General features: G+C 70.4%; 19 protein-coding genes. 7 read left to right on the top strand and 12 right to left on the bottom strand.

Features of this window, described 5'->3' with window-relative positions:
- The first annotated feature begins 80 nt into the window (after positions 1-80).
- Positions 81-989 carry a helix-turn-helix transcriptional regulator gene (locus tag OG223_RS18160; protein ID WP_329249386.1) on the top strand — a complete coding sequence of 303 codons (909 nt, stop codon included), beginning with the start codon at positions 81-83 and terminating at the stop codon, positions 987-989.
- Between the two features lie 91 nt (positions 990-1,080).
- On the opposite strand, the gene OG223_RS18155 is transcribed toward OG223_RS18160, so the two are convergent.
- Positions 1,081-2,526, bottom strand: coding sequence for an MFS transporter (locus OG223_RS18155; protein ID WP_329249383.1), 1,446 nt, complete (start codon positions 2,524-2,526; stop codon positions 1,081-1,083).
- Between the two features lie 82 nt (positions 2,527-2,608).
- On the opposite strand from OG223_RS18155, the gene dusB reads away from it, so the two are divergent.
- Positions 2,609-3,775, top strand: coding sequence for a tRNA dihydrouridine synthase DusB (gene dusB, locus OG223_RS18150; protein WP_329249380.1), 1,167 nt, complete (start codon positions 2,609-2,611; stop codon positions 3,773-3,775).
- An 18-nt stretch (positions 3,776-3,793) separates the two neighbouring features.
- Here the strand turns inward: dusB and OG223_RS18145 are convergent, their stop codons facing one another.
- The 3 genes from OG223_RS18145 to OG223_RS18135 form a co-directional block, all read right to left on the bottom strand.
- The gene (locus OG223_RS18145) at positions 3,794-5,368 is read right to left on the bottom strand and encodes a sulfatase-like hydrolase/transferase (protein WP_329265340.1); all 1,575 of its coding nucleotides are present in this window, start codon (positions 5,366-5,368) and stop codon (positions 3,794-3,796) included.
- A gap of 1,242 nt (positions 5,369-6,610) precedes the next feature.
- On the bottom strand, positions 6,611-8,548 hold the full coding sequence (locus OG223_RS18140) for an amylo-alpha-1,6-glucosidase (protein ID WP_329249377.1): 1,938 nt from the start codon (positions 8,546-8,548) through the stop codon (positions 6,611-6,613).
- Positions 8,545-10,017 (bottom strand): MGH1-like glycoside hydrolase domain-containing protein, encoded by a 1,473-nt coding sequence (locus OG223_RS18135; RefSeq protein ID WP_329249374.1) that lies wholly within the window; start codon positions 10,015-10,017, stop codon positions 8,545-8,547. The genes OG223_RS18140 and OG223_RS18135 overlap by 4 nt, the downstream gene beginning before the upstream one ends.
- A gap of 120 nt (positions 10,018-10,137) precedes the next feature.
- On the opposite strand from OG223_RS18135, the gene OG223_RS18130 reads away from it, so the two are divergent.
- Entirely contained in the window at positions 10,138-11,340 is a 1,203-nt protein-coding gene (locus OG223_RS18130; protein ID WP_329249371.1) for an ROK family protein, read from the top strand.
- A 445-nt stretch (positions 11,341-11,785) separates the two neighbouring features.
- Positions 11,786-14,506: a pyruvate, phosphate dikinase gene (gene ppdK / locus OG223_RS18125; RefSeq protein WP_329249368.1), complete on the top strand. Its 2,721-nt coding sequence runs from the start codon at positions 11,786-11,788 to the stop codon at positions 14,504-14,506.
- A 128-nt stretch (positions 14,507-14,634) separates the two neighbouring features.
- On the opposite strand, the gene OG223_RS18120 is transcribed toward ppdK, so the two are convergent.
- Together OG223_RS18120 and OG223_RS18115 are read right to left on the bottom strand one after the other, a co-directional pair.
- A complete protein-coding gene (locus OG223_RS18120; protein WP_329249365.1) occupies positions 14,635-14,925 on the bottom strand; it encodes a hypothetical protein in 291 nt (96 codons plus the stop codon).
- A 66-nt stretch (positions 14,926-14,991) separates the two neighbouring features.
- Positions 14,992-15,474 carry an excalibur calcium-binding domain-containing protein gene (locus OG223_RS18115; protein WP_329249363.1) on the bottom strand — a complete coding sequence of 161 codons (483 nt, stop codon included), beginning with the start codon at positions 15,472-15,474 and terminating at the stop codon, positions 14,992-14,994.
- Between the two features lie 183 nt (positions 15,475-15,657).
- Here OG223_RS18115 and OG223_RS18110 point away from each other — a divergent pair, with 183 nt between their 5' ends.
- Complete coding sequence (locus tag OG223_RS18110; RefSeq protein ID WP_329249360.1) at positions 15,658-16,584, top strand: oxidoreductase; 927 nt, start codon at positions 15,658-15,660, stop codon at positions 16,582-16,584.
- Between the two features lie 19 nt (positions 16,585-16,603).
- On the opposite strand, the gene OG223_RS18105 is transcribed toward OG223_RS18110, so the two are convergent.
- From OG223_RS18105 to OG223_RS18090, 4 genes are all read right to left on the bottom strand, one after another.
- Positions 16,604-17,404 (bottom strand): SDR family NAD(P)-dependent oxidoreductase, encoded by an 801-nt coding sequence (locus OG223_RS18105; RefSeq protein ID WP_329249357.1) that lies wholly within the window; start codon positions 17,402-17,404, stop codon positions 16,604-16,606.
- Between the two features lie 71 nt (positions 17,405-17,475).
- Positions 17,476-18,060, bottom strand: coding sequence for a TetR/AcrR family transcriptional regulator (locus OG223_RS18100; RefSeq protein WP_329249354.1), 585 nt, complete (start codon positions 18,058-18,060; stop codon positions 17,476-17,478).
- Positions 18,061-18,128: 68 nt separating this feature from the next.
- Positions 18,129-18,257 carry a hypothetical protein gene (locus OG223_RS18095; protein ID WP_329249352.1) on the bottom strand — a complete coding sequence of 43 codons (129 nt, stop codon included), beginning with the start codon at positions 18,255-18,257 and terminating at the stop codon, positions 18,129-18,131.
- A complete protein-coding gene (locus tag OG223_RS18090; protein ID WP_329249349.1) occupies positions 18,254-19,159 on the bottom strand; it encodes a LysR family transcriptional regulator in 906 nt (301 codons plus the stop codon). Before OG223_RS18090 ends, OG223_RS18095 begins: the two co-directional genes overlap by 4 nt.
- A gap of 153 nt (positions 19,160-19,312) precedes the next feature.
- On the opposite strand from OG223_RS18090, the gene OG223_RS18085 reads away from it, so the two are divergent.
- Both OG223_RS18085 and OG223_RS18080 read left to right on the top strand, forming a co-directional pair.
- On the top strand, positions 19,313-20,716 hold the full coding sequence (locus OG223_RS18085; RefSeq protein ID WP_329249347.1) for a M20 family metallopeptidase: 1,404 nt from the start codon (positions 19,313-19,315) through the stop codon (positions 20,714-20,716).
- Between the two features lie 68 nt (positions 20,717-20,784).
- Complete coding sequence (locus OG223_RS18080; protein WP_329249345.1) at positions 20,785-22,101, top strand: MFS transporter; 1,317 nt, start codon at positions 20,785-20,787, stop codon at positions 22,099-22,101.
- Positions 22,102-22,117: 16 nt separating this feature from the next.
- Here the strand turns inward: OG223_RS18080 and nirD are convergent, their stop codons facing one another.
- Together nirD and nirB are read right to left on the bottom strand one after the other, a co-directional pair.
- Positions 22,118-22,468 carry a nitrite reductase small subunit NirD gene (gene nirD, locus OG223_RS18075; protein ID WP_329249342.1) on the bottom strand — a complete coding sequence of 117 codons (351 nt, stop codon included), beginning with the start codon at positions 22,466-22,468 and terminating at the stop codon, positions 22,118-22,120.
- Positions 22,465-25,080 carry a nitrite reductase large subunit NirB gene (gene nirB, locus OG223_RS18070; protein WP_329249339.1) on the bottom strand — a complete coding sequence of 872 codons (2,616 nt, stop codon included), beginning with the start codon at positions 25,078-25,080 and terminating at the stop codon, positions 22,465-22,467. Before nirB ends, nirD begins: the two co-directional genes overlap by 4 nt.
- Positions 25,081-25,229 lie beyond the last annotated feature (149 nt).

Genomic DNA, 25,229 nt, shown 5'->3' with positions numbered 1-25,229 from the left:
GCGAGACTGGTACCAGAGTGTCCTTATCCTGGTAGCAGGACTACCTGGAAACAGGCTCTGTACGGCGGCAGACTGGGGTGATGACGACCATGGCACAGGAGACGGTGACAGAGGCGACGGCGGGTGCGGCGGCTCATGCGGCGGTCGCTCCGCAGACCGCGTCGACAGTCCGGCGGCACGAACTCGCCGCGTTCCTGCGCCACCGCCGTGAGCACATCACCCCCGAGCAGGTCGGCCTGCCGCGCGGTACCCGGCGCCGTACACCCGGCCTGCGCCGCGAGGAGGTCGCGCAGCTCGCCGCGGTCGGCGTCACCTGGTACACGTGGCTCGAACAGGCGCGGGACATCCAGGTCTCCGTACAGGTCCTCGACGCGCTGGCCCGCACCCTGCTGCTCGACCCGAGCGAGCGCGCCCACCTCTTCCAGCTCGCCGACGCCACCGACCCGCGACCGGCGACGGTCTGCCCGGTCGTCACCCCCGCCCTGCGGGCGATGCTGGACCAGTTGGACCCGATCCCGGCCTGTCTGCAGAACGCGCGGTACGACATCCTCGCCTACAACCGCACCTACGGGATGCTGCTGTGCGACATGGACGCCGTGCCGCCCGAGGACCGCAACTGCATGATCCTCTCCTACACGCACGAGGAGTGGCGGTCCTCGATCGTGCACCTGGAGAAGAGCCAGCGCCTCATGGCCGCACGCTTCCGCGGCTCGATGGCCGACCACCTCGCCGACCCGAGCTGGAAGACCCTGCTCAAACGACTGCGCACGTCCCCCGAGTTCTGCGAGGTCTGGGACCGCCACGAGGTCATGGGCGCCAGCCCCCGCCGCAAGGAGTTCCGCAACCCCCACGTGGGCCGCATCACGGTCGACCACTCAGACCTCTGGCTGGGCCCGTCGAGGGGCCCGAGGATGGTGACGTACGCCCCGGCGGACGAGGAGTCGCGAGAACGCCTGGAGAGGCTGCACGCAATAGCACAGGCGAGGTGAGGTTTTTTCTTTTAGGGGCGCGGGGCTGTATCCGATGTGCGGCTGCCGCCGCGTGGGCGCGACCAGCCACGACGCTCCCGCAGCCGCTCAACTAGGCGTTGATACCTGCTGCTTCGCGTACTTCAACGGACTCCAGCTTCTCAGCCGTACGCTCAGCAGTCCGCCGAGCCCAGGGTCCACTGGTAACAGCTCCGAGCACCAGCACCGCAAGCCCGCACGCCACCAAAATCCACCACCCCGGCCGAGCCGCAGACACAAACGTCTCCTTGTACGACGACGCGCTCACCCCGGACGCCAACACCGCCCCGACAACCGCAACCCCGAGCGTCTGCCCCAACTGCCGACTCGTCGACGCGACGGCCGCCGCGACACCCGCCTGAGCGCGAGGCATCCCGGACACCGCCGTATTCGTGATCGGCGCGTTCACGAACCCGAAGCCGATACCGAACAGCAAGTACCCGACAAACCGCGAGACGTTGGACGTCTCCGCCTCGAACACGGCGAACAGCAACGCGCTCACGGTCATCGCCGACCCCGCGATCAACAGGGGTATGCGCGGCCCCCGACTACCGACCAACCGCCCGGAGATCGGCGCGCAGAGAAACGTAGGCACAGCCATCGGCAGCATCCACAGCCCGGCGTGCAGCGCGTCCAGCCCGACCACGTTCTGCAGATACAGCGTGGACAGGAACAGGAAGCCCCCCAGCGCCGAGAACGCGCTGATGGCGATCACCGTCGCCCCGCTGAACGGCGCCGAACGGAAGAAGCGCAGGTCGATCAGGGGTTCGTCGCGCCGGGGCTCGTACCAGAGGAGCCCGGCGAGGGCGACCAGCGCGAGGATCGCGAAGGGCAGGATCGAGGCGAACCCGGAGTCCGGCGCCTCGATGATCGCGTACGTCAGGGAGCCGAACAGGGCGATCACCATGAGCTGGCCGACCGGGTCCGCGCGGCGGGCCTTGGGCGCGCGGGACTCGGGGATGAACTTCAGCGTGAGCAGCAGCGCGGCCATGCCCACCGGCAGGTTGATCCAGAAGATCGAGCGCCAGCCGACCGAGTCCACGAGCAGCCCGCCGATCAGCGGACCGGCGGCCATCGATATGCCGACGACCGCGCCCCACACACCGATCGCCCGGGCACGCTCGCGCGGCTCGGTGAAGGTGTTGGTGATGATCGACATCGCGACCGGGTTGAGCATCGAACCGCCGACCGCCTGGATCATGCGGAACCAGATCAACGCGTCCAGGTCGGGTGCGACGGAGCAGAGCAGCGAGCCGAGGCTGAAGACCACCAGGCCGACGATGAAGACCCGTTTGCGGCCGATGCGGTCGGCCGTGGAGCCCGCCAGCATCAGCAGGGAGGCCAGGACCAGGGTGTACGCGTCGATCGTCCACTGCAGACCGGAGGTCGACGCCTGCAGATCGGTCTGCATCGCGGGAAGTGCGACGTTCAGGATGGTCACGTCCAGGCTCACGATCAGCAGACTCATGCAGCAGATCGCGAGTACCAGCATGCGGCGACGGTGGCTGAGCTCGGGCATGCGAACCATCGTACGCGAAACTCGATAGTGCGTCTAACTAATGACTGCTACATGATCCCTGGCCGTACGCCACAATGGAGCAATGTCCACGCCCGTGTCCCTGCCCGCGCCGCCGGCCGTTTCGCCTTTGCAGATCGGCCCGCACACCGTCTCGCCGCCCGTCGTCCTGGCCCCCATGGCCGGGATCACCAACGCGCCCTTCCGCACCCTGTGCAGGGAGTTCAGCGGCGGCAAGGGGTTGTTCGTCAGCGAGATGATCACAACCCGGGCGCTGGTCGAGCGCAACGAGAAGACCATGCAACTGATCCACTTCGACGCGACCGAGAAGCCGCGTTCGGTCCAGTTGTACGGCGTGGACCCGGCGACCGTCGGCAAGGCCGTCCGCATGATCGCGGAGGAGGGGCTCGCCGACCACATCGACCTCAACTTCGGCTGCCCCGTGCCGAAGGTCACCCGCAAGGGCGGCGGCTCCGCGCTGCCGTACAAGCGGAACCTGCTGCGGGCGATCCTGAAGGAGGCCGTCAGCGGAGCCGGTGACCTGCCCGTCACGATGAAGATGCGCAAGGGCATCGACGACGACCACATCACGTTCCTCGACGCCGGCCGTATCGCCGTCGAGGAGGGCGTCACGTCCATCGCGCTGCACGGGCGCACGGCCGCCCAGCACTACGGCGGCACGGCGGACTGGGACGCGATCGCCCGGCTGAAGGAGCATGTGCCGGAGATCCCCGTGCTCGGCAACGGCGACATCTGGTCGGCGCGGGACGCGCTGCGGATGGTGCGGGAGACCGGGTGCGACGGGGTCGTGGTCGGGCGCGGGTGCCTGGGGCGGCCCTGGCTGTTCGCCGACCTCGTGGCCGCGTTCGAGGGGCGTGAACAGGACGTCTTGGAGCCGTCGTTGCGCGAGGTCGCGGACGTCATGGTGCGGCACGCGACGCTGCTCGGGGAGTGGATCGGGGACGAGGCGCGGGGCGTCATCGACTTCCGTAAGCACGTCGCCTGGTACCTGAAGGGCTTCGCGGTCGGCAGCGAGATGCGCAAGCGGCTCGCCATCACCTCGTCCCTCGCCGAACTCCGGTCCGGGCTGGACGAGTTGGACCTCGACCAGCCCTGGCCCGCGGGCGCGGACGGGCCCCGCGGCCGTACGTCCGGCAACAACAGGGTGGTGTTGCCGGACGGTTGGCTGAAGGACCCGTACGACTGCGCGGGGATCGGCGAGGACGCGGAGCTGGACACGTCCGGAGGCTGAACTTCCTTTGGTGGCTGCTCAGTTCTTCTTCGGGTGGGGCGTCGAGCCGTAGGCGGTCAGGAACTTGTCGCGGAAGTCGCTCATCTTCCACACCGGGGCGTTGTGGGCGGGGCGCAGGCCGTCGGACCAGTTCCAACTGTCGATCTTCTCAAGGACCTTGGGGTCCTTGGCGACGATCGAGATCGGGACGTCACGGCTGGCGTGGTTGCCGCTGACGCGGGCGATGGGCTGGTGGTCGCCGAGGAAGACGAGCACGGTGTTGTCGTTGCCGTAGCGCTCCAGCCACTGGGTGAGGGAGTTCACCGAGTACTGGATCGACTTGCCGTACTCCTGGCGGGACTTGGTGGTGTCGGTGACGACGCTGGACGCCTTGTTGCCGGCCTTCTCGATCGAGTCGAAGATCGAACCGTTGCCCAACTGGTCCCAGGGGACGAGCTTCGGGATCGGCGCCCAGGGCTGGTGGCTGGAGGTCAGGATCAGCAGGGACATCAGCGACTTGCCGTCGGTGCGCGGCTTGCTGTGCACCTGGTTCTGGAACTGCTGGAGCGCGTACTGGTCGGGCATCGTCGACCAACTGAACTTCGGTCCCTGGTAGCCGAGTTGGAAGGCGTTGTAGACCTTGTCGAGGCCGTAGAAGCTCTGTTCCGGCCAGCCCTTCTGGATGCCCGGCATCACGCCGACGGTGTCGAAGGCGCCGGTCTTCTTGAAGGCGTCGGTCAGGCTGAGGTGGTCGCTGGCCATCACCGTGCGGTAGCGCTGCTGGTTGCTGACCCACAGGCCCGACATGGTGGTGGAGTGGCCGAGCCAACTGCTGCCGCCGTAGGTCGCCGAGGTCAGCCAGCCGCTCTTCGCGGCGAAGCCGGCCTTCGACAGGGCCTTGGTGTCGGCGGCGAGGGTCGCGTCGACGCCGGGCGCCATGATCGGGTCCTCGATCGCGCTACGGCCGTAGCTCTCGATGAAGGTGAAGATCATGTCCTTGCCGCGCAGGTCGGGGACGAGCTCGCTGCCCGGGGTGTTGCCGAAGGCGTCGACCTTCGCGACCTTCTTGAACTCCGCCTCGTCGCGCAGGGTTTCCTGCACCGCGCGTACCTGGTACTTGATGACTCCGGCGGTGTGGTCGGCGGCGAGCGGGATGCCGTGGTACTCCAGGGCGAGCGCGGAGCAGGTGATCCAGACCGTGCCGGCGATCAGGGTGGCCCGGGTCGCGTGGGCCTTGTAGGTCACCAGGACGTTGCTGAGCCGGACCGTCGCCAGCGCGACGAGGACGATCAGCACGACGATCAGGGCGATGAGGCCGACCGTGATGACCTGCGTGGCCGCCCCGCCGAACGTGTCCTTCAGATACCCGCGGGCGTCCCCGAACAGGCTCCAGTCCAGGATGATGTTGAAGTGCCGGCCCAGGTATTCGTTGAAGCCCATGTCGAACATGTTCAGCACGGCGATGGCACCGACGAGCGCGCCGAAGAACGCGGCGACCGCGATCCGCGCCCGCCGCGGCAGGCTCAACAGAATCACCGCCGCCATGATCGCCTCGGCGGGAATCCGCGCGAACTCCATGAGCCGCAACTGCCCCAGCGTGTTCGGCATCTCCATGCAGACGTACACGAGCACGGCGGCGAGGAAGGTGACGACCCAGGAGAGCGTGAGCGCGGCGACGGGGTGCTTCTCCCGCCAGGCGCGCACCCGCCGCCGCAGCCCGAGCCGGCTGCTCCAGGCGCGGGGGCCGCGGCGGGTGGGGCGGGGGGTGGTGGGTTCGGCGGAGGCGTCAGGGTCCGCGTCGGCGCCGGTGGCTGAGGAGCCGGCTTCGGCTTCGGAGGCCGAGGAGTTGGGCTCGGCTTCGGTGACCGGGGCGCTTGCGGAGGCCTTCTCGGCGGCTTCGGAGCCGGGGTCCTCGGAGTCCGCGGCTTCGGGGGCGGTAGCGTCGGCGCCCTCGGGTGCGAGGGACTCCACGGCACCGGACGCGGCACCGGGAGTCGCGTCGGACCCGGTCTCGGGCGCGGCTTCCGCCGTGGTTTCGGGAGACGCTTCTACGGCCCGTTCGGGCGCGGAGGCCTCGACCTGCTCGGCCTCGGCGGCGGGCGAAGTGCCGGCTTCGGTCTCGGCGTTGGCGAGGGGGTCGGTCTTGGTCTCGGCGGCGGCAGAAGCATCGGCTTCGGACGTGCCGCCGGCGGGGGAGTCGGCCTTGGGTTTCGCGCTCGCAGGAGAACCGGCCCGGGCCTCGGCACCGGTGGACGAACCGGCCCTGGTTCCGGCGCCAGCAGCGGAGTCGCCCCGGGCCTCGGCCGCAGAAGGCTCAGCCTTGCTCGTGGGGTCGTCTGCTTCCGTCTCGGTGACTGCGGAGGCCTCGGCCTCGGTCTTGCTGCCGGTGCCCGTCGATGCGTCGGCCTGGGTCTTCGAGCCCCCGCCACCCCCCGCCTTCGCGCCTACAGAAGTGCTGGCCTCGGCCTCTGCCCCCGCACCCGTCGAAAGCCCGACCTCGCTCTCCGCAGCCGTAGAACTCCCCCTGTCGGCCTCGGAGTTGGGACCCGGACCCTCGGGAACCTTCTTTGCAGCCTCCGCCGTTGCTATCGCGCCGCCCGGCTGCTGCACAGGCTTCGGTTCGTTGTTCGTGTCCGGCGGCAGTACCTCGCCATCGGCTGCCCCGGCCGTATTCGGTGTCTGGCGTGTGCTCGTGTGCTGAGGCAACCCGAAGGTCCTTCCGTGCGAGGCCCGTGATCGGAGTGGAGTGGCGGTCCGAACTGGGGAGGCAGGACCGCCGCTCTTCCGTACGAGTTGCCTCGTGCCGCTGTTCACGGAACTGGGCAAACACCCGGCAAACGCCTTATCACCGTTGTGTCACGCGCCCCCGACCGCCGTGAGCAGCGCCAACGGAGCCGCCGCCGAACGGGACTCCCGCACACACGCGTGCGGGTACGGGACCGGCTCCGGGTGGGTGTCGCGGCCGTAGCCCGCGAGCACCTCCGGGAGGCGGTGCCCGGTCGCCGTCGCCGCGTCGACCAGCGCGTGCGCGACCGTACGGGCCTCGTCGTGCAGGCCGTAGCGGGCCAGGCCCAGCGTGATCAGCGCGTTGTCGTGCGGCCAGACCGAACCTCGGTGGTACGAGAGAGGGTGGTATGCCGCTTGGCCCGACGCCAGGGTGCGGACTCCCCAGCCCGAGAAGAAGTCCGGTGCCAGGAGCCTGCGGCCGACCAGTTCGCCGTACTCCTTGTCGAGGAGGCCGGACCAGAGCAGATGGCCCGCGTCCGACGCCAGCGCGTCCACCTGCCGGCCCTCGCCGTCCAGTGCCAGCGCCGGGAACGAGTGCTCCCGCATCCAGAAGTCCCGCTGGAAACGGTCCCGCAGGTCCGCCGCGGCCTGTTCCAGGAGGGCCGCGTACGTCTCGTCCTCCCATACCGTGCGGGCGAGTTGAGCCGTGCGGCGCAGTGCGTCGTACGCGTACCCCTGGGCCCCCGCCGCCATCACCGGACCGCTTGCGCGGGTGCCGTCGGCCCCGCAGATGGCGCCGGGGGAGTCCTTCCAGTTCTGGTTGGCCAGGCCGCCCTGGTCGGCGCGGTAGACCAGATAGCCGCGCGAGGTCAGGCCGCCGTGGTCCAGCATCCAGCCGATCGCTGCGCGGGCGTTGGGCTCCAGGCGCCGGGCCAGGGCCGTGTCGCCGGTCTGTTCCACGTACGCGCCGAGCAGCACCAGGAACAGCGGGGTCGCGTCGACCGAGCCGTAGTAACGCCCGTACGGCACCTGCCCGAAGTGCGCCAACTCGCCGTGCCGCACCTCGTGCACGATCTTGCCGGGCTGGGAGACCGACTCCGGGCCCACGGCCGTCGCCTGCGTCGCCGCGAGCGCCGGGAGCGTGGCGGCGGCGAGTTGGGGGCGGTAGGGGAGGGCGAACAATGACGTCAGCAGGGCGTCCCGGCCCAGCAGGGTCAGGAACCACGGTGCCCCCGCCGCCGGTACCCGCAGCTCCTCGCCGTCCGGGCCCGTCGCCGGTACCTGGAGCGAGGCCAGGTCCGACAGGCCCCGGGCGCAGGCCGCGGCCAACTCCGGCCAGCCGGTGGGGAAGGAGACGCCCTGGACGTACTCGCCCTCCAGCGCGATGAGCTGGTCGTTCAGGGCGGCCGGCGAGCGCGGTACCCGCAGCGCGCGCTTGTCGCCGTGCGGGCGGGCCATCACGCGCAGCGCCAACTCGGCGGTGCCGTGCGGTTCGAGGTCCAGGGTCCACACCATGCGGCGGGCGCCGGTGCCGGTCTCCTCGACGCCGTCCGGCGCGGGCTCGGCCGTGACCGTCGTACAAGAACGCCATTCGCCGCGCTGGTAGGCGAACTCCACGCCGTCCTCGAGGACTTGGCGGGAGCGGGTGGCGCCGATCTTCGCGTAGGTGCGGTAGTCGGAGCGGAGTTCGAACTGGTCCGTGAAGTCGGCGTCCGCGGTGACCGCGAGCCGGACCGTCGTCGGCACCGGTCGGTTGCTGGTCACCTTCAGAGATTCGACGAACGCGCCGTCGCCCACGGCCTGTTCACGGAAGAGCGTGTGTGCCGGCGGCTCCTGGCGGCCGCCTCGCGGGACCAGGACACAGCGCGCCATGTCCCCGTCGGCCACCGGCGTCAGTGCCTCCGGCACCGCGCCGTCGACCGTCAACTGCCAGCGGCTCAGGTGCCGGGCGTCCCGTACGAATAACCCGTCCGGGGAACTGCCGCCCCGTACGCCGCTGATGTCCCCGCCGTCGCCCACGGCTGCGAACGTCCCGCCGTGCACGAGCAGATGATGCCGGTCCGTCATCCCCGGTCCCCTCCCTTGACTCTCTTGGCGCCCTTGACGTCTGTGCCGTTCACTTCTGTGCCACTCATGCCGAACGTGCCGAGGACCGTGCCGGACACGCCGTGTCCGGGGGGCTCGTGAAGCAGATCGAGGGTCAGCGCGGCGGTCCAACTGAAGCCGGTCGCGCCGCACGCCTCGCCGTCGTACGGGTCGACGTACTCGGCGAAGTCGGTGACGGCGGCCGTCCTGAGGGCCGCCTCGCGCAGGGCGTCCGCTCGCGTCTGTTCGCCGTGCAGCCGCAGGCCCCGCTCCAGCAGCCAGCTCGTGTTGAACCAGGCCGGCCCGCGCCAGTACCGGTGCGGGTCGAAGGCCTCGCCCAACAGGTCGTAGCTGGGCGGGAGTTCGGTGCTGTCGCCGAGGCCGAAGTGCGGGCCGGACGCCGTACGGACCAGGGCCGCCGTGATGTCCCGGGGCAGGTCGGGGAGGAGCAGCGGGATCAGGCCGGAGACGCTGCGCTCGGGGATGAGGCCCTCGCCGCGCACGTCGCGGCAGAAGAACATGCCCTCCGCCGGGTCCCACAGCCGCTCGATCAGCACGCCGGTGAGCCGCTCCGCGCGGGCGTGCCGGGCCGTGCCCGTCGCGCCCAACTCCCGTGCGATACGGGCCAGTGCGTGCTCGGAGGCGATCAGCAGGGCGTTGAAGGACGGGTCCTCCACCGCGAACTCGCTTGCCCCGTCGGCGTATTCGCCGTCCCGGTAGTCCGTCGCGAGGCGCACGTAACGGCCGTAGTCGAGGTCCGTCGGCCGGTCCTCGGCCGCCCCGTGGTCGAGGTCGGCGCGGCGGAAGGAGCGGGCCGGGGCGGGCGTGATCCGGCTCAACGGGGCGTCCCAGCAAGGGCTGTTGTCCATACCCTGTTCCCAGGGGTGCACGACGGACGCGAGCCCGCCCCCGCCGAGATCCCGCCGGTGCAGGAGATAGCGGTGCCAGGCGGCCAGCCGGGGGTAGACACCGGCCAGGAAGCCGCGCGCGCGGGACAGGCCCGGGTCCGCGCAGTGCACCAGCCAGGCGGCGAGCGCGTGCACCGGTGGCTGCACGATGCCCGAGGTCTGTACGGTGCGCGGGGCGCCCGCGGCGCGTCCGGCGGTCGAGGAGCGCCAGAAGTCGGGGCTCGGGAAGTACGCGTCGAGCGGTACAGAGGGGTTGAAGACGATGTGCGGGATACGGCCGTCGCCCCACTGGGCGGCGAGCAGCGTCTCCAGCTCCGTCTGTGCCCGCAGTGGCGAGAGGTGCCGCAGACCGATCGCGATGAACGCGGAGTCCCAGGACCACTGGTGCGGATACAGACCACGGGAGGGGACTGTTGAGACTCCCGTCCAGTTCGCTTCCAGTACGGCAGCCGCCCTGAGGTGCAGGGAACCTGACAAGGACGGCGGATCGTATACGAGGTGGTGCTCCAGGGGGAGGGCTGTGAGCTGGGCAGTGCGATCCACTCGGGACTCCACGAAACACATCGTGCCGACCGGTTCGGTCATGGCTACCGTAGGGTTACGTCTATTTAACACGCAAAACTCAATATGTAATGCAGGGTTGAGAAACACAAGGGGGTGCGCATGACGGGAAGAGGTCAAGGGAGCGCCGGAGATCTGCTCGAACTGGTGCGCACCGGGCGCGCCACGACCCGCGGTGCCCTCCAACAGGTGACGGGTCTCTCCCGCGCGACCGTCGGCCAGCGCCTGGACCGGCTCTTCCGCGCGGGCTGGCTGCGCGAGGGCGCGGGCGGTCCCGTGGACTCCCCGCTGGGCGGACGCCCCTCGATCACCCTCGAATTCGACGACGCCCATGCCGTGGTCCTCGCGGCGGACCTGGACACCCGCCACGCGCGCGCGTGCGTCCTCTCGCTCACCGGCGAGATCCTCGCCGAGCACGGCGGCACGCTCGTCATCGAGGACGGCCCGGACGCCGTACTGGGCGAACTCGGCCGCTGGTTCGCCGAGTTGCTGGAGAAGGCCGGGCACCGGGCGTCCGAGGTCTGCGGGATCGGGCTCGCCGTCCCCGGCCCCGTCGACAGCGAGACCGGCCGGGTCGTCCAGCCGCCGATCATGCCCGGCTGGGACGGCTACGACATAAGGGGCCGCCTGGCCCGCGCCTTCACGGAACACACCGGCGCCCCCCGGGTACCGGTCCTCGTCGACAACGACGCCAACCTCATGGCGTACGGCGAACAGCGCACCGGGTACCCCGACTGCTCGGCCTTCGTCCTGGTCAAGGTCTCGACCGGTATCGGCGCCGGAGTCGTCGTCGGCGGTTCCATCTTCCGGGGGATCGACGGCGGCGCCGGCGACATCGGCCACATCCGGATCCCGGCGGGCGCGCAGGCGCTGTGCCGTTGCGGCTCCTACGGCTGTCTCGCCGCCGTCGCCAGCGGTGGCGCCGTGGCGCGGCGACTGGTCGAGACCGGGGTGCCGGCCGCGTCCGGCTCGGATGTACGGGACCTGCTGGCCTCGGGGCATCCGGGAGCGGCGGCGTTCGCCCGCGAGGCGGGACGGCAGGTCGGGGACGTCCTGGCGACCGTGGTGACGCTCCTCAACCCCGGGGTGCTGATGATCGCGGGAGACCTGGCCGGAACCTCCTTCCTCACCGGCGTACGGGAGCTGCTGTACCAGCGGGCGCTGCCGCGCTCCACCGCTCATCTGCACGTACTGACCTCGCGGCTCGGCGAGCGGGCCGGTCTGGTGGGGGCGGGGGCGCTGGTCGTGGAGCACCTGTACGCGCCGGAGCGGGTCGAGGAGCGGCTGCTCGCGCTGGGCGTGTGACGTCCGCGGGCATGTGACGTCCGCGTTGCGGTCCCGGGACATGTCCGAGGTCCGTCCGAGGTCCGTCCGCATGGTGAAATCCGGCCGGGTGTGGAAGCGTGATTCTCACCACCTTTGATAGGGGTGGCGCTCAGTTGAGCGGATCTTGCGCGGCTGCACTTCTCCAAGGGGTGGCACTCCGTGCCACCCCTTGATCGTTCATCGATCGAAATCAAGCGAGCGCATAACCCGCTCAGGTGAGCGGAAAATGCCGCAGATGGGCCTGGTCGCGTTCAAGAAGTGAAAACACTCGGCGGTGTTCGCTTGCCGAGCCTTGACTTTCGATCCGCTGGCGGACGACTGGTTACGGACGCATGACATGCAAGTGGACGTACCCAGACGCCTTCGATCTGGGTATGTTCCTGCCCGTCAGGGCAGCCACCCGCGTCCCGAGGAGTCGAGACCCGTGTCGGAAAACAAAGAACCCCACGTAGCGAAGTTCGTCTACGACTTCACCGAGGGAAACAAGGACCTCAAGGATCTTCTCGGCGGCAAGGGCGCGAACCTCGCCGAGATGACGAACCTGGGCCTTCCCGTGCCCCCGGGCTTCACCATCACCACCGAGGCGTGCAAGACCTACCTCGACAGTGGCGAGGAGCCGGCGGCACTGCGTGACGAGGTGAGTGCACACCTCGACGCGCTTGAGTCGACGATGGGCAAGCAGCTCGGGCAGGCCGACGATCCCCTCCTCGTATCGGTCCGTTCCGGGGCGAAGTTCTCCATGCCCGGCATGATGGACACCGTCCTGAACATCGGCCTCTCCGACAAGTCCGTGCAGGGCCTGGCGAAGCAGGCCGGCGACGAGCGCTTCGCGTGGGACTCGTACCGCCGCCTCATCCAGATGTTCGGCAAGACCGTCCTCGGCGTCGACGGCGACCTCTTCGAAGAGGCCCTCGACAAGGCCAAGGAGACCAAGAAGGTCACCGTCGACACCGAGCTGGACGCGGCCGACCTGAAGAAGCTGGTCACCCGCTTCAAGCGGATCGTCAAGGCCGAGGCGGGCCGCGACTTCCCGCAGGACCCGCGCGAGCAGATGGACCTCGCCATCCACGCGGTCTTCGACTCCTGGAACACCGACCGCGCCAAGCTCTACCGCCGCCAGGAGCGCATCCCGCACGACCTCGGCACGGCCGTCAACGTCTGCTCGATGGTCTTCGGCAACCTCGGCCCCGACTCGGGCACGGGTGTGGCCTTCACGCGCGACCCGGCCAGCGGCCACCAGGGCGTCTACGGCGACTACTTGCAGAACGCGCAGGGCGAGGACGTCGTCGCCGGCATCCGGAACACCGTGCCCCTCGCGGAACTCGAGCAGATCGACAAGGCGTCGTACGACCAGCTCATGCAGATCATGAAGACCCTGGAGAACCACTACAAGGATCTCTGCGACATCGAATTCACCATCGAGCGCGGGCAGTTGTGGATGCTGCAGACGCGGGTGGGGAAACGGACGGCGGGTGCGGCCTTCCGGATCGCGACCCAACTCGTCGACCAGGGACTGATCGACGAGGCGGAGGCCCTCCAGCGGGTCACCGGCGCCCAGTTGGCGCAGTTGATGTTCCCGCGCTTCGACGACGAGGCGAAGGTCCAGAAGGTCGGCCGGGGCATCGCGGCGTCGCCGGGTGCGGCGGTCGGCAAGGTGGTCTTCGACTCGTACACGGCGGTGAAGTGGTCACGTTCGGGCGAGAAGGTCATCCTGGTCCGCCGCGAGACGAACCCGGACGACCTCGACGGCATGATCGCGGCCGAGGGCATCCTGACCAGCAGGGGCGGCAAGACCTCGCACGCGGCCGTCGTGGCGCGGGGCATGGGCAAGACCTGTGTCTGCGGTGCCGAGGAGCTCGAAGTCGACACCAAGCGGCGCCGGATGGTCGTGCCGGGCGGGCACGTGGTGGAGGAGGGCGACGTCATCTCCATCGACGGGTCCAGCGGCAAGGTGTACCTCGGTGAGGTCCCGGTCGTGCCGTCCCCCGTCGTGGAGTACTTCGAGGGCCGCATGCACGCGGGCGCCGACGACGCCGACGAACTGGTCGAGGCCGTGCACCGGATCATCGGATACGCGGACCGCGTACGCCGGTTGAGGGTCCGCGCCAACGCGGACAACGCCGAGGACGCGCTGCGCGCCCGCCGCTTCGGCGCGCAGGGCATCGGCCTCTGCCGTACTGAGCACATGTTCCTCGGCGACCGCCGCGAGCTGGTGGAACGCCTGATCCTGGCCGACACGGACACCGAACGCGAGGAGTCTCTCAAGGCTCTTCTCCCGCTCCAGAAGGCCGACTTCGTCGAGCTGTTCAAGGCGATGGACGGACTCCCGGTCACCGTGCGCCTGTTGGACCCGCCGCTGCACGAATTCCTGCCGGACATCACGGAGTTGTCGGTCCGCGTCGCGCTCGCGGAGTCCCGCCAGGAGTCCCACGAGAACGACCTGCGCCTCCTCCAGGCGGTGCACCGCCTGCACGAGCAGAACCCGATGCTGGGCCTGCGGGGCGTACGCCTCGGTCTGGTCATCCCCGGCCTGTTCACGATGCAGGTGCGGGCGATCGCCGAGGCCGCGGCCGAGCGCAAGGCGGCGAAGGGCGACCCGCGCGCCGAGGTCATGATCCCGCTCGTCGGCACGGTCCAGGAGCTGGAGATCGTCCGCGAGGAGGCCGACCAGGTCATCGCCGAGGTGGAGGCCGCGACGGGCACGTCCCTGAAGCTGTCGATCGGCACGATGATCGAACTCCCGCGCGCCGCACTGACGGCGGGCCAGATCGCGGAGGCGGCGGAGTTCTTCTCCTTCGGCACGAACGACCTCACCCAGACGGTGTGGGGCTTCAGCCGGGACGACGTAGAAGCCTCGTTCTTCACCGCGTACTTGGAGAAGGGCATCTTCGGAGTCAGCCCCTTCGAGACCATCGACCGCGACGGCGTGGGTTCGCTGGTGAAACTCGCGGCGAAGGCAGGCCGCGAGACCCGCCCCGACCTCAAGCTCGGCGTCTGCGGCGAACACGGCGGCGACCCCGAGTCGGTCCACTTCTTCCACGAGGTCGGACTGGACTACGTCTCCTGCTCGCCGTTCCGGATTCCGGTGGCGCGACTGGAGGCGGGGCGGGCGGCTTCGGCGGCACAGGGCAGCGACCACCGCTGACGGACCCCGGGACAGCCGTCGGTCATCCTGACCCTCACCGACACGGCGGCCGTTCCGGATCATGAGGAGAGGGGCGGCACCCTGTGCGGGGGTGCCGCCCCTTTCCGTGCCGCCTGTGAGGTCGCGCTCTATTCGTCGATCTCGCCGGGGTAGAAGAGGAGCATGCCGAGAAGGTAGAACACCGCCCAGGCCACGGCCGCCAGAGGCTCAGGAAGCAGCTTCCCCAGGAAGACCGCGCACCCGGTCCACGCCAGCAGCCCGGCGAGCAACAAGGGCCGCCGGGCGAAATGGCGAACGAGGAAACCGATACGGCTCCGGAACGTCCTGTACTTCGGAGCGGGTTCTTCAAGTGGCGCGGGATCATCAGGCGGAGCGGGATCCTCAGATGGAGCAGGACCGTCGGGCTGCCTGGATTCCATGGCGGGACCGTACCGTCCTCGGATCCGGCGCGGTACCGGTTCGGCGCTCACCGCTGCTGTCCGCCGTCACTCGCAGGCGACGCCGTCCCCGTCCCGGTCGAGGTGGGAGTCGTAGCCGGGATCGCCCCGGTGGAGGGGCGTGACGCCGGCGGCGCGGGCGGCGGTGCAGTTCGCGTAGTAGGTGCTGCCGCCTCCGCCGGAGTCGGAGCCGGTGTCCTCGGAGCCGCCGCCCGCCGCCTCGGCGGTGACCGTCCTGGTGACCTTGACGGTCTTCGTCGTGGTGACCGTGACCGTGGGCGCGGGGGCCGGGGTGGTGGTCTCCGTCGCGGTCGCCGTGACGGTCGTCGTCGGCTGGGGCCTGGCCGCCGCCGGCTTCGCGTCGCTCGCCGTGTCCTTCTTCGTGTCCTGGCCGGAGGCGCCGATACCCGCGCCGACGAAGAGGGTCAGCGCGAGTGCGGGGAGTACGTACCGCTTGCGCGCCCAGCGGGGCGCGGGCCGGACGGGCCGGGGTACCGGTGGTACGGGTGGCATCGCGTACGGATGGGTCATCTCGTCCCCCTGTGTCTGGTGTGGCATGGAACGTAACGCCGGGTCGGGGTGGGTGAAGGAGGAGTGACCAACCTGTGATGGTCCGTGACGGTCGCATCACTCGGCGTGGGGGGAGCGGGGCCGGTCCGGCTCTCGTACGCTCTTCGTACGCCGGGAGTCAGGCGTCGACGGAGGGAGCCGCCCATGTCCGGCTGGAACGAGAAGGCCGTCCCCGATCAGCGCGGCCGGGTCGCCGTCGTTACCGGGGCCAACAGCGGGCTCGGCTACGTCACCGCGCGGGAGCTCGCCCGTAAGGGGGCCCGGGTCGTGCTCGCCTGCCGGAGTGCGGTGCGGGGGAGCGCGGCCGCCGACCGGATCGTGGCCGAAGTGCCGGGCGCCGAGGCCCAGTTCAGGCGGCTGGATCTCGGGGACCTGTCTTCCGTACGGGAGTTCGCGGCCAACTTCCCGTACGAGCGGCTCGATCTGCTCGTCAACAACGCCGGGGTCATGGCGATGCCGTACGGCACGACGGTGGACGGCTTCGAGACGCAGTTCGGGGTCAACCACCTCGGGCACTTCGCGCTCACCGGGCTGCTGCTGCCGGCCCTGCTCGACGCGCCCGACGCGCGGATCGTCACGCTCTCCAGCTTCATGCACACGCTCGCCAACATCGACATCGACGACCTCAACAGCGAGCGCCGGTACAGCCGTTGGACCGCGTACTCCCGGTCCAAGACCGCCAACCTGCTCTTCACGCACGAGCTGGCGCGGCGGCTCGCGGCGGCCGGTTCGGGGGTGGTCGCGACCGCCGCCCACCCCGGGTACGCCGCCACCAACCTCCAGACCGCCGGGCCGCAGGCGGAGGGGCGCAGGGGTGCGGAACGGGTCATGGAACTCGGCAACCGGGTCTTCGCCCAGTCGGCGGAGGCCGGCGCGCTGCCCTCGCTCTACGCCGCCACCGCCCCCGGCGTACGCCCCGACTCCTTCTTCGGGCCCCGCATCGCGATGTGGCGCGGGGCACCGGCACCGTCCTGGCGGGCACGCTGGACCCTCAACGATGCGATGGGTGAACGCCTTTGGGCCGCCTCGGAGGCGTTGACGGGTGTCGCCTACGACCAACTCAAGGCGTGAGTCTGCGAGTTGCCGGTCCTCACGCCGTCGCTCCGCTGTCCACCACCAGGTCCGTGCCCACCACCGACGCCGCGTCGTCCGAGGCCAAGTAGAGGACGGCGGCGGCGACTTCGGCCGTGGCGGAGATACGGCCCAGGGGGAGCGTGGCCCGTACGCGTTCGGCGCGGTCGGCCTCCGTCTCGCCGGCCCGCAGGGACATGGGGGTGTCGGTGGCACCGGGGCTGACCACGTTGATCCGGACGCCCTCGCGGATGTGGTCCACGGCGGCGCCCTTGCTCAGCACGGCCACGGCGGCCTTCGACGCGGCGTAGGCGGCGGCCCCGGGGCTGCTGGTGTGCACGCCGAAGGTGGACGCCACGTTGACGATCGCGCCGCCGGAGGGCTGGGTGCGCATGTGCGCGATCTCGGCACGCAGGGCCAGGAACACACCGGTCACGTTGATGTCGAGCTGTGCGCGCCAGTCCTCCTCGGTGAGGTCGGCGAGGGGCTGACCGCCCCGGAAGATCCCCGCGTTGTTGACGGCCACGTCGAGCGAGCCGTACCGGTCGACGGCCGCCCGCACCAGGGCGTCGGCGTCGGCGGCCCTGGACACGTCGGCGCTCACGGCGAGGGCCTTCCCGCCCCCGGCCTCGATCAGGGCGACGGTCTCGTCGAGCGGTTCGCGGCGGCGCCCGGCGACGACGACGTTCGCCCCCTCGGCGGCGAACGCGAGGGCGATGGCGCGTCCTATCCCGGACCCGGCCCCGGTGACGAGGGCGGTCCTGCCGGAGAAGCGGTTGCGGGAGCGGCTGCTGGAGCTGTCGTTGGAGCGGTTGCTCATGAACGGGCCTCTTTCTTGACCGATCGGTTCAGTATGGGGACATGCGGAGGCGCCTTGCGTGGCCCGGAGCCTCAGTCGAGCAGCGTCAACGCCTGCTCCGCCGCGTCCCGCACCCGCGCCGGGTCCCCGGACGCCCGGCCGACCACCCGCAGCCCCTGCATCAGCACCAGCAGCAGGCGCGCGAGGGCGAGCGGATCGCGGTCGGCGGGCAGCTCGCCCTGCGCCTGGGCCCGCACCAGCGCCGAGCGCAACACGGCCTCCAACTGGTCCCAGTTGCGCTCCACCAGCCGGGTCGCCGCCGCGTCGTGCGGGGCCAGTTCGGCCGCCGTGTTGGTCACCAGGCAGCCCAGCGCCCGTAGTTGCTCGTTCGCCGCCTCGGTCGCGTACCGCCGTACGATCGCTCGTACGGGCGGCAGCGCGGGGCCCGGCTGGGACAACTCCCGGACCATCGGGGTGAGTCCGGCGCGGTCGTAGCTCTCCAGCGCCTTCAGGTACAGCTCGTGCTTGTTGCCGAAGGTCGCGTAGATGCTGGCCCGCCCGACGCCGAGGTGCTCGACGAGGTCGGACATCGACGTCGCCTCGTAGCCGCGCCGCCAGAACAGCTCCAGGGCTGCCCGCAGCGCGGCCTCGGGGTCGAACTCCTTGGTCCTGGCCATGCCCGACAGCCTAGATTTAACGAGAACGGTCAGTCAAGAAAGCCTGTCCGGGAAAGGGAGCGCGCCGGTTACGCGAACTCGGGGATCAGCTCACCGACCCGGCGGATGCTGTCCATGACCCGCTCGTGCAGGATCGTTCCCACCTGCTGGAAGCACATCAGCCGGTCGATGCCCGCGTCCGCGTACACCGGAGTCACCGGTCCCGCCGCAGCGCTCCCACCAGCAGTTCGGTGAACTGGGTCGCCGACCAGGACGGCCGTCGCCCCGTCGCCGTCTGCACCTGCGCCTCGCGCTGCCGGAACACCGGGTGATCGACGCGGACATAGGCCACGCCCTCGGTCGCGGTGTCCTGCCCGATGTCACCCAGGTCTCCGACGAGAGCGAGGCCGCCCCCGGATCGTACGAACTCGTACTGCGGGCCTAGGCTGTCGCAGACCAGCGCGGGGCGGACCGTGAGCCCCTCCAACTGGGCGCCGATGTCGAAGAGTTCACGCTGACTCGTGCCCGGCGAGGCCAGTGCGAGCGGGTAGCCGCACAGGTCCGCGAGGCCGATGCGGTCGCGTCCGGCGAGTTCGTGACCGAGGGGGACGATCGCGGCCACCGGGACCACGACGGCGCACTCGACACGGACGTCGTGCTGCGGGCCCATCGTGTAGGTCACGGCGACATCGGCGAGCCCCTCGACCACGCGGCGCGTCGCCTCCTGCCGGGCGACCACGTCCACCCGGAAGGCCACGTCGGGGTGGGCACGCCGGAAGTCGGCGATCGCGCGCGGCACCAGCCGCCGCGCGAACCCCTCCGAACAGGCGACGGCGACACTGCGCGCCTCCGCGCCCCGCCCCGTCCTCAACTCCTCCAGCAGCGTGGTCGATTCGGTCTCGGTGCGGCGGGCGTGGGCCAGCAGTCTGGAGCCCGCCTCGGTCAGGGTCATCCCGCGCGGATGCCGGGTGAACAGCGGGACCCCGATGCCGGACTCCAGCTTCGCGATCTGCCGGCTGATCGCCGACGGCGCGACGTTCAGGGCGACCGCCGCCTCGGTCACCGATCCGGTGCGGGCGACCTCCAGGAAGTAGGCGAGGTTCACCGGCAGGAGCTGCATAGGGGTCCCCCGTGGTCACGTAGCGCGTTGCCGAAAGTAGAACGCTTCGCGTCACAAACGGCAATGGTCGCCCACCGGATTCCGCCCTACTCTGCTGGAACGACGAGAGCGCACCGCCCGCCCGACCGCCGCCCTCCCTGGAGAAATCTTCCCGTGATCCCTGAGAAACTGGCCCGAAAAGCCGAGGAGTTCGTCGACTCCGGCGCCTTCTTCACCGAGCTGGCCACTATGGTCGGCTACGCCACGGAGAGTTCCCGACCGGAGGGCCGCCTTGCCATTGAGGCATACCTCGACGAGGTGCTGACCCCCGCCCTGACCGCCCTCGGCTGCGAGGTCGCGCGCCATGACAACCCCGATCCGGCGGGCGGCCCCTTCATCGTCGGCACCCGAGTCGAATCCCCCGACCTGCCGACCGTGCTCGTCTACGGCCACGCGGACGTCGTCGAGGGCCAGGCGGGCCGGTGGAGCGAGGGCCGCGACCCGTGGACGCTGACCGCCGAGGGCGAACGCTGGTACGGACGCGGCGCCGCCGACAACAAGGGCCAGCACCTGGTCAACCTCACCGCCCTGCGCCTCCTCCTCGCCGACCAGGGCGAGTTGGGCTTCAACCTGACCTTCCTGCTGGAGTCCGCCGAGGAGATCGGATCCCCCGGACTCGCCGAATTCGCCGCCGCGCAGCGGGAGTTGCTGCGCGCCGACGTGCTCGTCGCCTCGGACGGACCGCGCCTGGACGCCACGACACCCACGCTGTTCCTCGGCGCGCGCGGCGGACTCCAGCTCCAACTCACCGCCGAGCTAAGGCCGGACGCCTACCACTCCGGCAACTGGGGCGGCCTGCTGCGCAACCCCGCGACCACCCTCGCCGGCGCCGTGGCCACCCTCGTCGACGGCCACGGCCGTATCCGCGTGCCGGAGTTGCTGCCACCCCCGATCCCGCGGGAGGTCCGCGAGGCGCTCGCCGGCGTCACCGTCGCCGCCTCGCCCGGTGACCCGGTGCCGGACGAGGGCTGGGGCGAGCCCGAACTGACCGCCGCCGAACGGCTCTACGCCTGGAACACCCTCGAAGTTCTCGCCCTCGGCGCCGCCGACGCCAACCGGCCGGTCAACGCGATCCCGGGCACCGCCCGCGCGGTCCTCCAACTGCGGTACGTCGTCGGCACCGACGCCGCTGCCGCCGCCGAGGCCGTCGCCCGGCACCTCGCCGCGCACGGGTACCCCATGGTCGACGTCCGGGTGCTCGGCAGCTTCGCCGCGAGCCGCACCCCGCTCGACGACCCGTGGGTGCGCTGGACCCGGACCACGCTGGAGGAGGTCACGGACGGCCCGGTCGCCGTCCTGCCCAACATCGGCGGCTCGTTGCCCAACGCGGTCTTCACCGACGTCCTCGGCCTGCCGACCCTCTGGCTGCCCCACTCCTACCCCGGCTGTCTCCAACACGCCCCCGACGAGCACCTGTTGGCCTCGATCGCCCGCGAGGGCCTGGTCCTGGCGACCGGCCTGTTCCACGCGCTGGGCCGTCCACCGGCGGACCGGCCGCTCCCCGTACAGCCCCGATAGTCCCCGAGTCTCGGCACCCGCGCCCCGTCCGGCACACCCCTCCCCAACCCTCGCCGGAAGGACCCCCGATGACCGCTCCGTCCCCCCAGCCCGTCCAGTCCACCCACCCCGACGACACCTCGGCACCGAGCCGCCCCAGCGCACGACGTGCCATCGCGGCGGCCACCATCGGCAACGCCCTCGAATTCTTCGACCTCGCCCTGTACGCGCTGATGGCGTCCTACATCGGCCGCACGTTCTTCCCCGGCGGCAACCCCGGCGTCCAACTGGTGCAGGCCTACGCCGTGTTCGGCGTGACCTATCTGATACGACCACTGGGCGGGCTGCTGCTCGGCGCGTACGCGGACCGCAACGGCCGTAAGAAAGCACTGGTGTTGTCGATCCGGCTGATGGTGCTCGGCACGCTGCTGCTCGCCGTGATGCCCGGTTACGGGACCCTCGGGATCGCGTCGACCCTGGGGATCGTGCTCGCGCGACTGATCCAAGGGTTCGCGGCCGGGGGCGAGTTCGGGGCGGCGACGTCCTTCCTGGTCGAGCACGACGAGCGGCGCAAGAGCTTCCTCGGCAGCTTCCAGTTCGCCAGCCAGGGCCTGTCCACCCTCATGGCGGCAGGGTTCGCGGCGGCTCTCACGGCTCTGCTGTCCGACGCCCAGATGACGTCGTGGGGCTGGCGCGTGCCGTTCGCGTTCGGCCTGCTGATCGGTCCGGTGGGCTATTTCGTACGCCGTTACATGGACGAATCCCCCGCGCTGGCACCGGAGTTGAAGTCGGCCGCCCCGACGCCGTCCCCGATCGTGTCGGTCTTCCGGCACCACTGGGGCGGGCTGCTGATCGCCGGCGGTGCGCTGATCGTCTCGACGGCGCTCAACTTCATGCTCCAGTACCTGCCGACGTACGGCATCGGCCAACTGGGCCTGGACGCCTCGCTGTCGTTCACCGCGCTGCTCATCGCCGGAGCCGTCCTGACCTTCGTCACCCCGCTCGTGGGGCTGCTGGGCGACCGGCACGGCAGGCTGCGCATCATGATCCCGGCCGCGCTGCTGATCGGCGTGAGCGTGGTGCCTCTCTTCCTGTGGCTGAACGCCTCGCCGTCCTTCCTCACCCTCGCGCTGTGCACCACGATCCTGGCCCTGCTCAAGGCGGTGTACTTCGGCACGCTGCCGTCGGTGATGGCCGACGTGTTCCCGACCCGGGCCCGTGCGACCGGCCTGTCCTTCAGCTACAACACCACGGTCGCGCTCTTCGGCGGCTTCACACCGACGATCGCCGCGGCCCTGATCGAGACGACCGGTTCGCCGGTGTCGCCGGGCTACTACCTGCTGGCCACGGCCGTGTTGAGCACCGCGGCCCTGACGACAGCGGTGCGCTCGCGCCGGATGCGGTGAGTGGGGGAGCCGCGCGTCACCCCGCCCGCACCTCGTACGTCTCCACCCGCACCGACGCGTCGTCCAGGCACTCCCCGGAGATCAGGTCGAACCGCTGCTTGAGCAGCGGCGAGGCGACGAACGGGCGGCCCTGGTGGGTGCCGGTCAGGCCGCGGGAGAGGACGGCCGCGCCGTTGAAGGGGTCGCGGTTGTCGATGCCGTAGAGGGTGCCGGCGCGGTCGCGGAACAGGGCGACCTGGCGGCCGTCCGGCAGCAGGGCCGCCACCCCGCGGCCGGGGGTGAGCCGGTTCAGGTCGCAGACCGTGAACCAGCCGTCGGCCAACTGGAGTTGGACTTTCAGGTCGGTCGTCTCGGGAGCCAGGGTCATCGCTGGGCGCTTCCTTCCAGGACGTCTGCGGGCTGCTGGGGCCGCATGCCGATGGTCAGCAGGGGCAGGTCGGGCTTGATCTGGTCGCGCTCGGCGACGAAGCCGACGACCGGGTCGGGGGTGTCGGGCGCGTTCACGAAGGACACGAACCGGTCCAGTTTCTCGGGGTCGTTGATGGTCTCGGCCCACTCGTCGCGGTACCCGGCGACATGCGCGGCCATCAACGACTCCAGCTCCGCGCAGATACCGAGCGAGTCCCTGACGACCACGTCCCGCACATGGTCGAGGCCGCCCGGAATCCGCTCCAGCCACACGCTCGTGCGCTCCAGCCGGTCGGCCGTACGGATGTAGAACATGAGGAACCGGTCGATCAGACGCACCAGTTCGGCATCGGACAGGTCCTTCGCCAGCAGGTCCGCGTGGCGCGGGGTCGCGCCGCCGTTGCCGCCGACGTACAGGTTCCAGCCGTTGGCGGTGGCGATGATCCCGAAGTCCTTCGACTGGGCCTCGGCACACTCGCGGGCGCAGCCGGAGACCGCCGACTTGAGCTTGTGCGGCGAGCGCAGGCCCCGGTAGCGCAGCTCCAGGTCGATCGCCATCCGCACCGAGTCCTGGACGCCGTAGCGGCACCAGGTCTGCCCCACACAGGACTTGACGGTGCGCAGCGCCTTTCCGTACGCGTGACCCGACTCGAAGCCGGCGTCCACCAACCGCGCCCAGATCAGCGGGAGTTGCTCGACCCGCGCGCCGAAGAGGTCGATGCGCTGGCCGCCGGTGATCTTCGTGTAGAGGCCGAAGTCCCGGGCCACCTCGCCGATCATGATCAGCTTCTCCGGGGTGATCTCGCCACCGGGGATGCGCGGCACGATCGAATAGGAGCCGTTCTTCTGGAGGTTGGCGAGGAAGTGGTCGTTGCTGTCCTGGAGGGCCGCCTGCTCGCCGTCCAGGACATAGCCGCTCGCACCGATCGTCGGGGCGAGGGACGCGATGATCGAGGCGACCGTCGGCTTGCAGGTCTCGCAGCCGTCGCCGCCCCGGGCGCCCTCACGGCCGTAGCGGTCCAGCAGATCCTGGTAGGAGTTGATCCGCAGCGCGAGGGCGATCTCGTACAACTCCTCGCGGGTCTGCGCGAAGCAGCCGCACAGGCCCTTGTCGACCTCGACGCCGTTCGCCTCCAGTTCGGAGGTGACCAGTTGGCCGAGCACCTTGACGCAACTCCCGCAGCCCGTACCGGCCTTGGTGCACTTCTTCACCTCCGGCACGCTCGTGCAGGAGTGGTCCGTCACCGCGCTGCGGATCGCACCCTTGGTGACGTTGTGGCAGGAGCAGATGACGGCCGCGTCGGGGAGCGCGGACGGACCGAGCTGGACGGCGCCCCCGGAACCGGCCGGCAGCACCAACTGCTCGGGGGAGACCGGCGGTACGGACCCGGTGAACGCGCGCAGCGTGCCGTACGCGTCCGCGTCGCCGACCAGGATGCCGCCCAGCAGCTCACCGCCGCGCCCGATCACCAGCTTCTTGTACGTCCCCGCCCGTGCGTCCGAGTAGACGACGTCGAGGCAGTCCGCGGTGGCGCCGTGCGCGTCACCGAAGGACGCCACGTCCACGCCGAGCAGCTTCAGCTTGGTCGACAAGTCCGCGCCGGTGAACGCCGATTCGTCCTGGGCGATGGTCGCGGCGGCCGTCTCGGCCTGTTCATAGCCCGGGGCCACCAGGCCGTACACCCGGCCGTCCGCCGCCAGCGCGCACTCGCCGATCGCGAACACCTGCGGGTCGGTGACCGTACGGCACTGCTCGTCGACCGCGATGCCGCCGCGCTCACCGACCGACAGCCCCGATTCCCGGGCGAGTTGGTCGCGAGGGCGGACACCGGCGCTGAACACCACCATGTCCGTGGCGAGTTCGGAACCGTCGGACAGCTTCATGCCGGTGACCGCGCCGTCCGGGCCGGCCAGGATCTCCTGCGTACCGGTCCCCGTGTGGACCGTCAGACCCATCTCCTCGATGGTGCGCAGCAGGGCCGCGCCACCGCCCTCGTCGACCTGTACCGGCATCAGCCGGGGCGCGAACTCCACGATGTGCGTGGCCAGTTCGAGCCCCTTGAGCGCACCGGCGGCCTCCAGACCGAGCAGCCCACCGCCGACCACGGCACCGGTCGTCGCCCGCGACTTCACGTACTCCTCGATCGCGAGCAGGTCGTCGATCGTGCGGTAGACGAAACAGCCTTCGGCGTCCTTGCCCGGGACCGGCGGCACGAACGGGTACGAGCCGGTGGCGAGGACGAGGGTGTCGTACTCCACCGAGAATCCAGAGCGGGCGACTACCGTCCTGGTTGCCCGGTCGATGGTCTCCGCGGGGTCGCCGACGCGCAGCTCGATCCCGTGGTCGGTGATGAACTCCGCGTCCGTGAGCGAGAGTTCCTCGGGCGTGCGGCCCGAGAAGTACGAGGTGAGCTGGACGCGGTCGTACGCCGGACGCGGCTCCTCGCACAGCACGACCACACGGTGCGTGGCGGTCAGGCCGCGCTCGGCGAGCGCTTCGAGGAAGCGCTGACCGACCATGCCATGGCCGACCAGCACGATGGTGGGCACCACACGCGGATTCGAGGTCATGCCCAGGAGCCTGCGACGCCGGTGTTACCCGACCGCATCCCACCTGTTTCCCGCGAGGAACGCTGCCCTCAGCGGGAGCGCGCGGGGGGTGTGAGGGTTCTGGGTGCGCGCCGGGGGTGGGGTGTGAGGCGGGGGCGGGGCCGGGCCGG

Origin of the sequence: Streptomyces sp. NBC_01478 (genome assembly GCF_036227225.1) — a bacterium.
Taxonomy (GTDB): Bacteria; Actinomycetota; Actinomycetes; order Streptomycetales; family Streptomycetaceae; genus Streptomyces.
The sequence above is the reverse complement of the archived record's forward strand: the minus strand, read 5'-3'. Positions and strand labels throughout refer to the sequence as shown.

Coding starts and splice junctions, on each gene's coding strand:
- dusB (WP_329249380.1), top strand. CDS start 2,609: ATGTCCACGCCCGTGTCCCTGCCCGCGCCGCCGGCCGTTTCGCCTTTG.
- nirD (WP_329249342.1), bottom strand. CDS start 22,468: ATGACCCTGGCTCCCGAGACGACCGACCTGAAAGTCCAACTCCAGTTG.
- OG223_RS18090 (WP_329249349.1), bottom strand. CDS start 19,159: ATGCAGCTCCTGCCGGTGAACCTCGCCTACTTCCTGGAGGTCGCCCGC.
- nirB (WP_329249339.1), bottom strand. CDS start 25,080: ATGACCTCGAATCCGCGTGTGGTGCCCACCATCGTGCTGGTCGGCCAT.
- OG223_RS18160 (WP_329249386.1), top strand. CDS start 81: ATGACGACCATGGCACAGGAGACGGTGACAGAGGCGACGGCGGGTGCG.
- OG223_RS18130 (WP_329249371.1), top strand. CDS start 10,138: ATGACGGGAAGAGGTCAAGGGAGCGCCGGAGATCTGCTCGAACTGGTG.
- OG223_RS18110 (WP_329249360.1), top strand. CDS start 15,658: ATGTCCGGCTGGAACGAGAAGGCCGTCCCCGATCAGCGCGGCCGGGTC.
- OG223_RS18140 (WP_329249377.1), bottom strand. CDS start 8,548: ATGACGGACCGGCATCATCTGCTCGTGCACGGCGGGACGTTCGCAGCC.
- OG223_RS18100 (WP_329249354.1), bottom strand. CDS start 18,060: ATGGCCAGGACCAAGGAGTTCGACCCCGAGGCCGCGCTGCGGGCAGCC.
- OG223_RS18115 (WP_329249363.1), bottom strand. CDS start 15,474: ATGACCCATCCGTACGCGATGCCACCCGTACCACCGGTACCCCGGCCC.
- OG223_RS18080 (WP_329249345.1), top strand. CDS start 20,785: ATGACCGCTCCGTCCCCCCAGCCCGTCCAGTCCACCCACCCCGACGAC.
- OG223_RS18155 (WP_329249383.1), bottom strand. CDS start 2,526: ATGCCCGAGCTCAGCCACCGTCGCCGCATGCTGGTACTCGCGATCTGC.
- OG223_RS18105 (WP_329249357.1), bottom strand. CDS start 17,404: ATGAGCAACCGCTCCAACGACAGCTCCAGCAGCCGCTCCCGCAACCGC.
- OG223_RS18145 (WP_329265340.1), bottom strand. CDS start 5,368: ATGGAGATGCCGAACACGCTGGGGCAGTTGCGGCTCATGGAGTTCGCG.
- OG223_RS18120 (WP_329249365.1), bottom strand. CDS start 14,925: ATGGAATCCAGGCAGCCCGACGGTCCTGCTCCATCTGAGGATCCCGCT.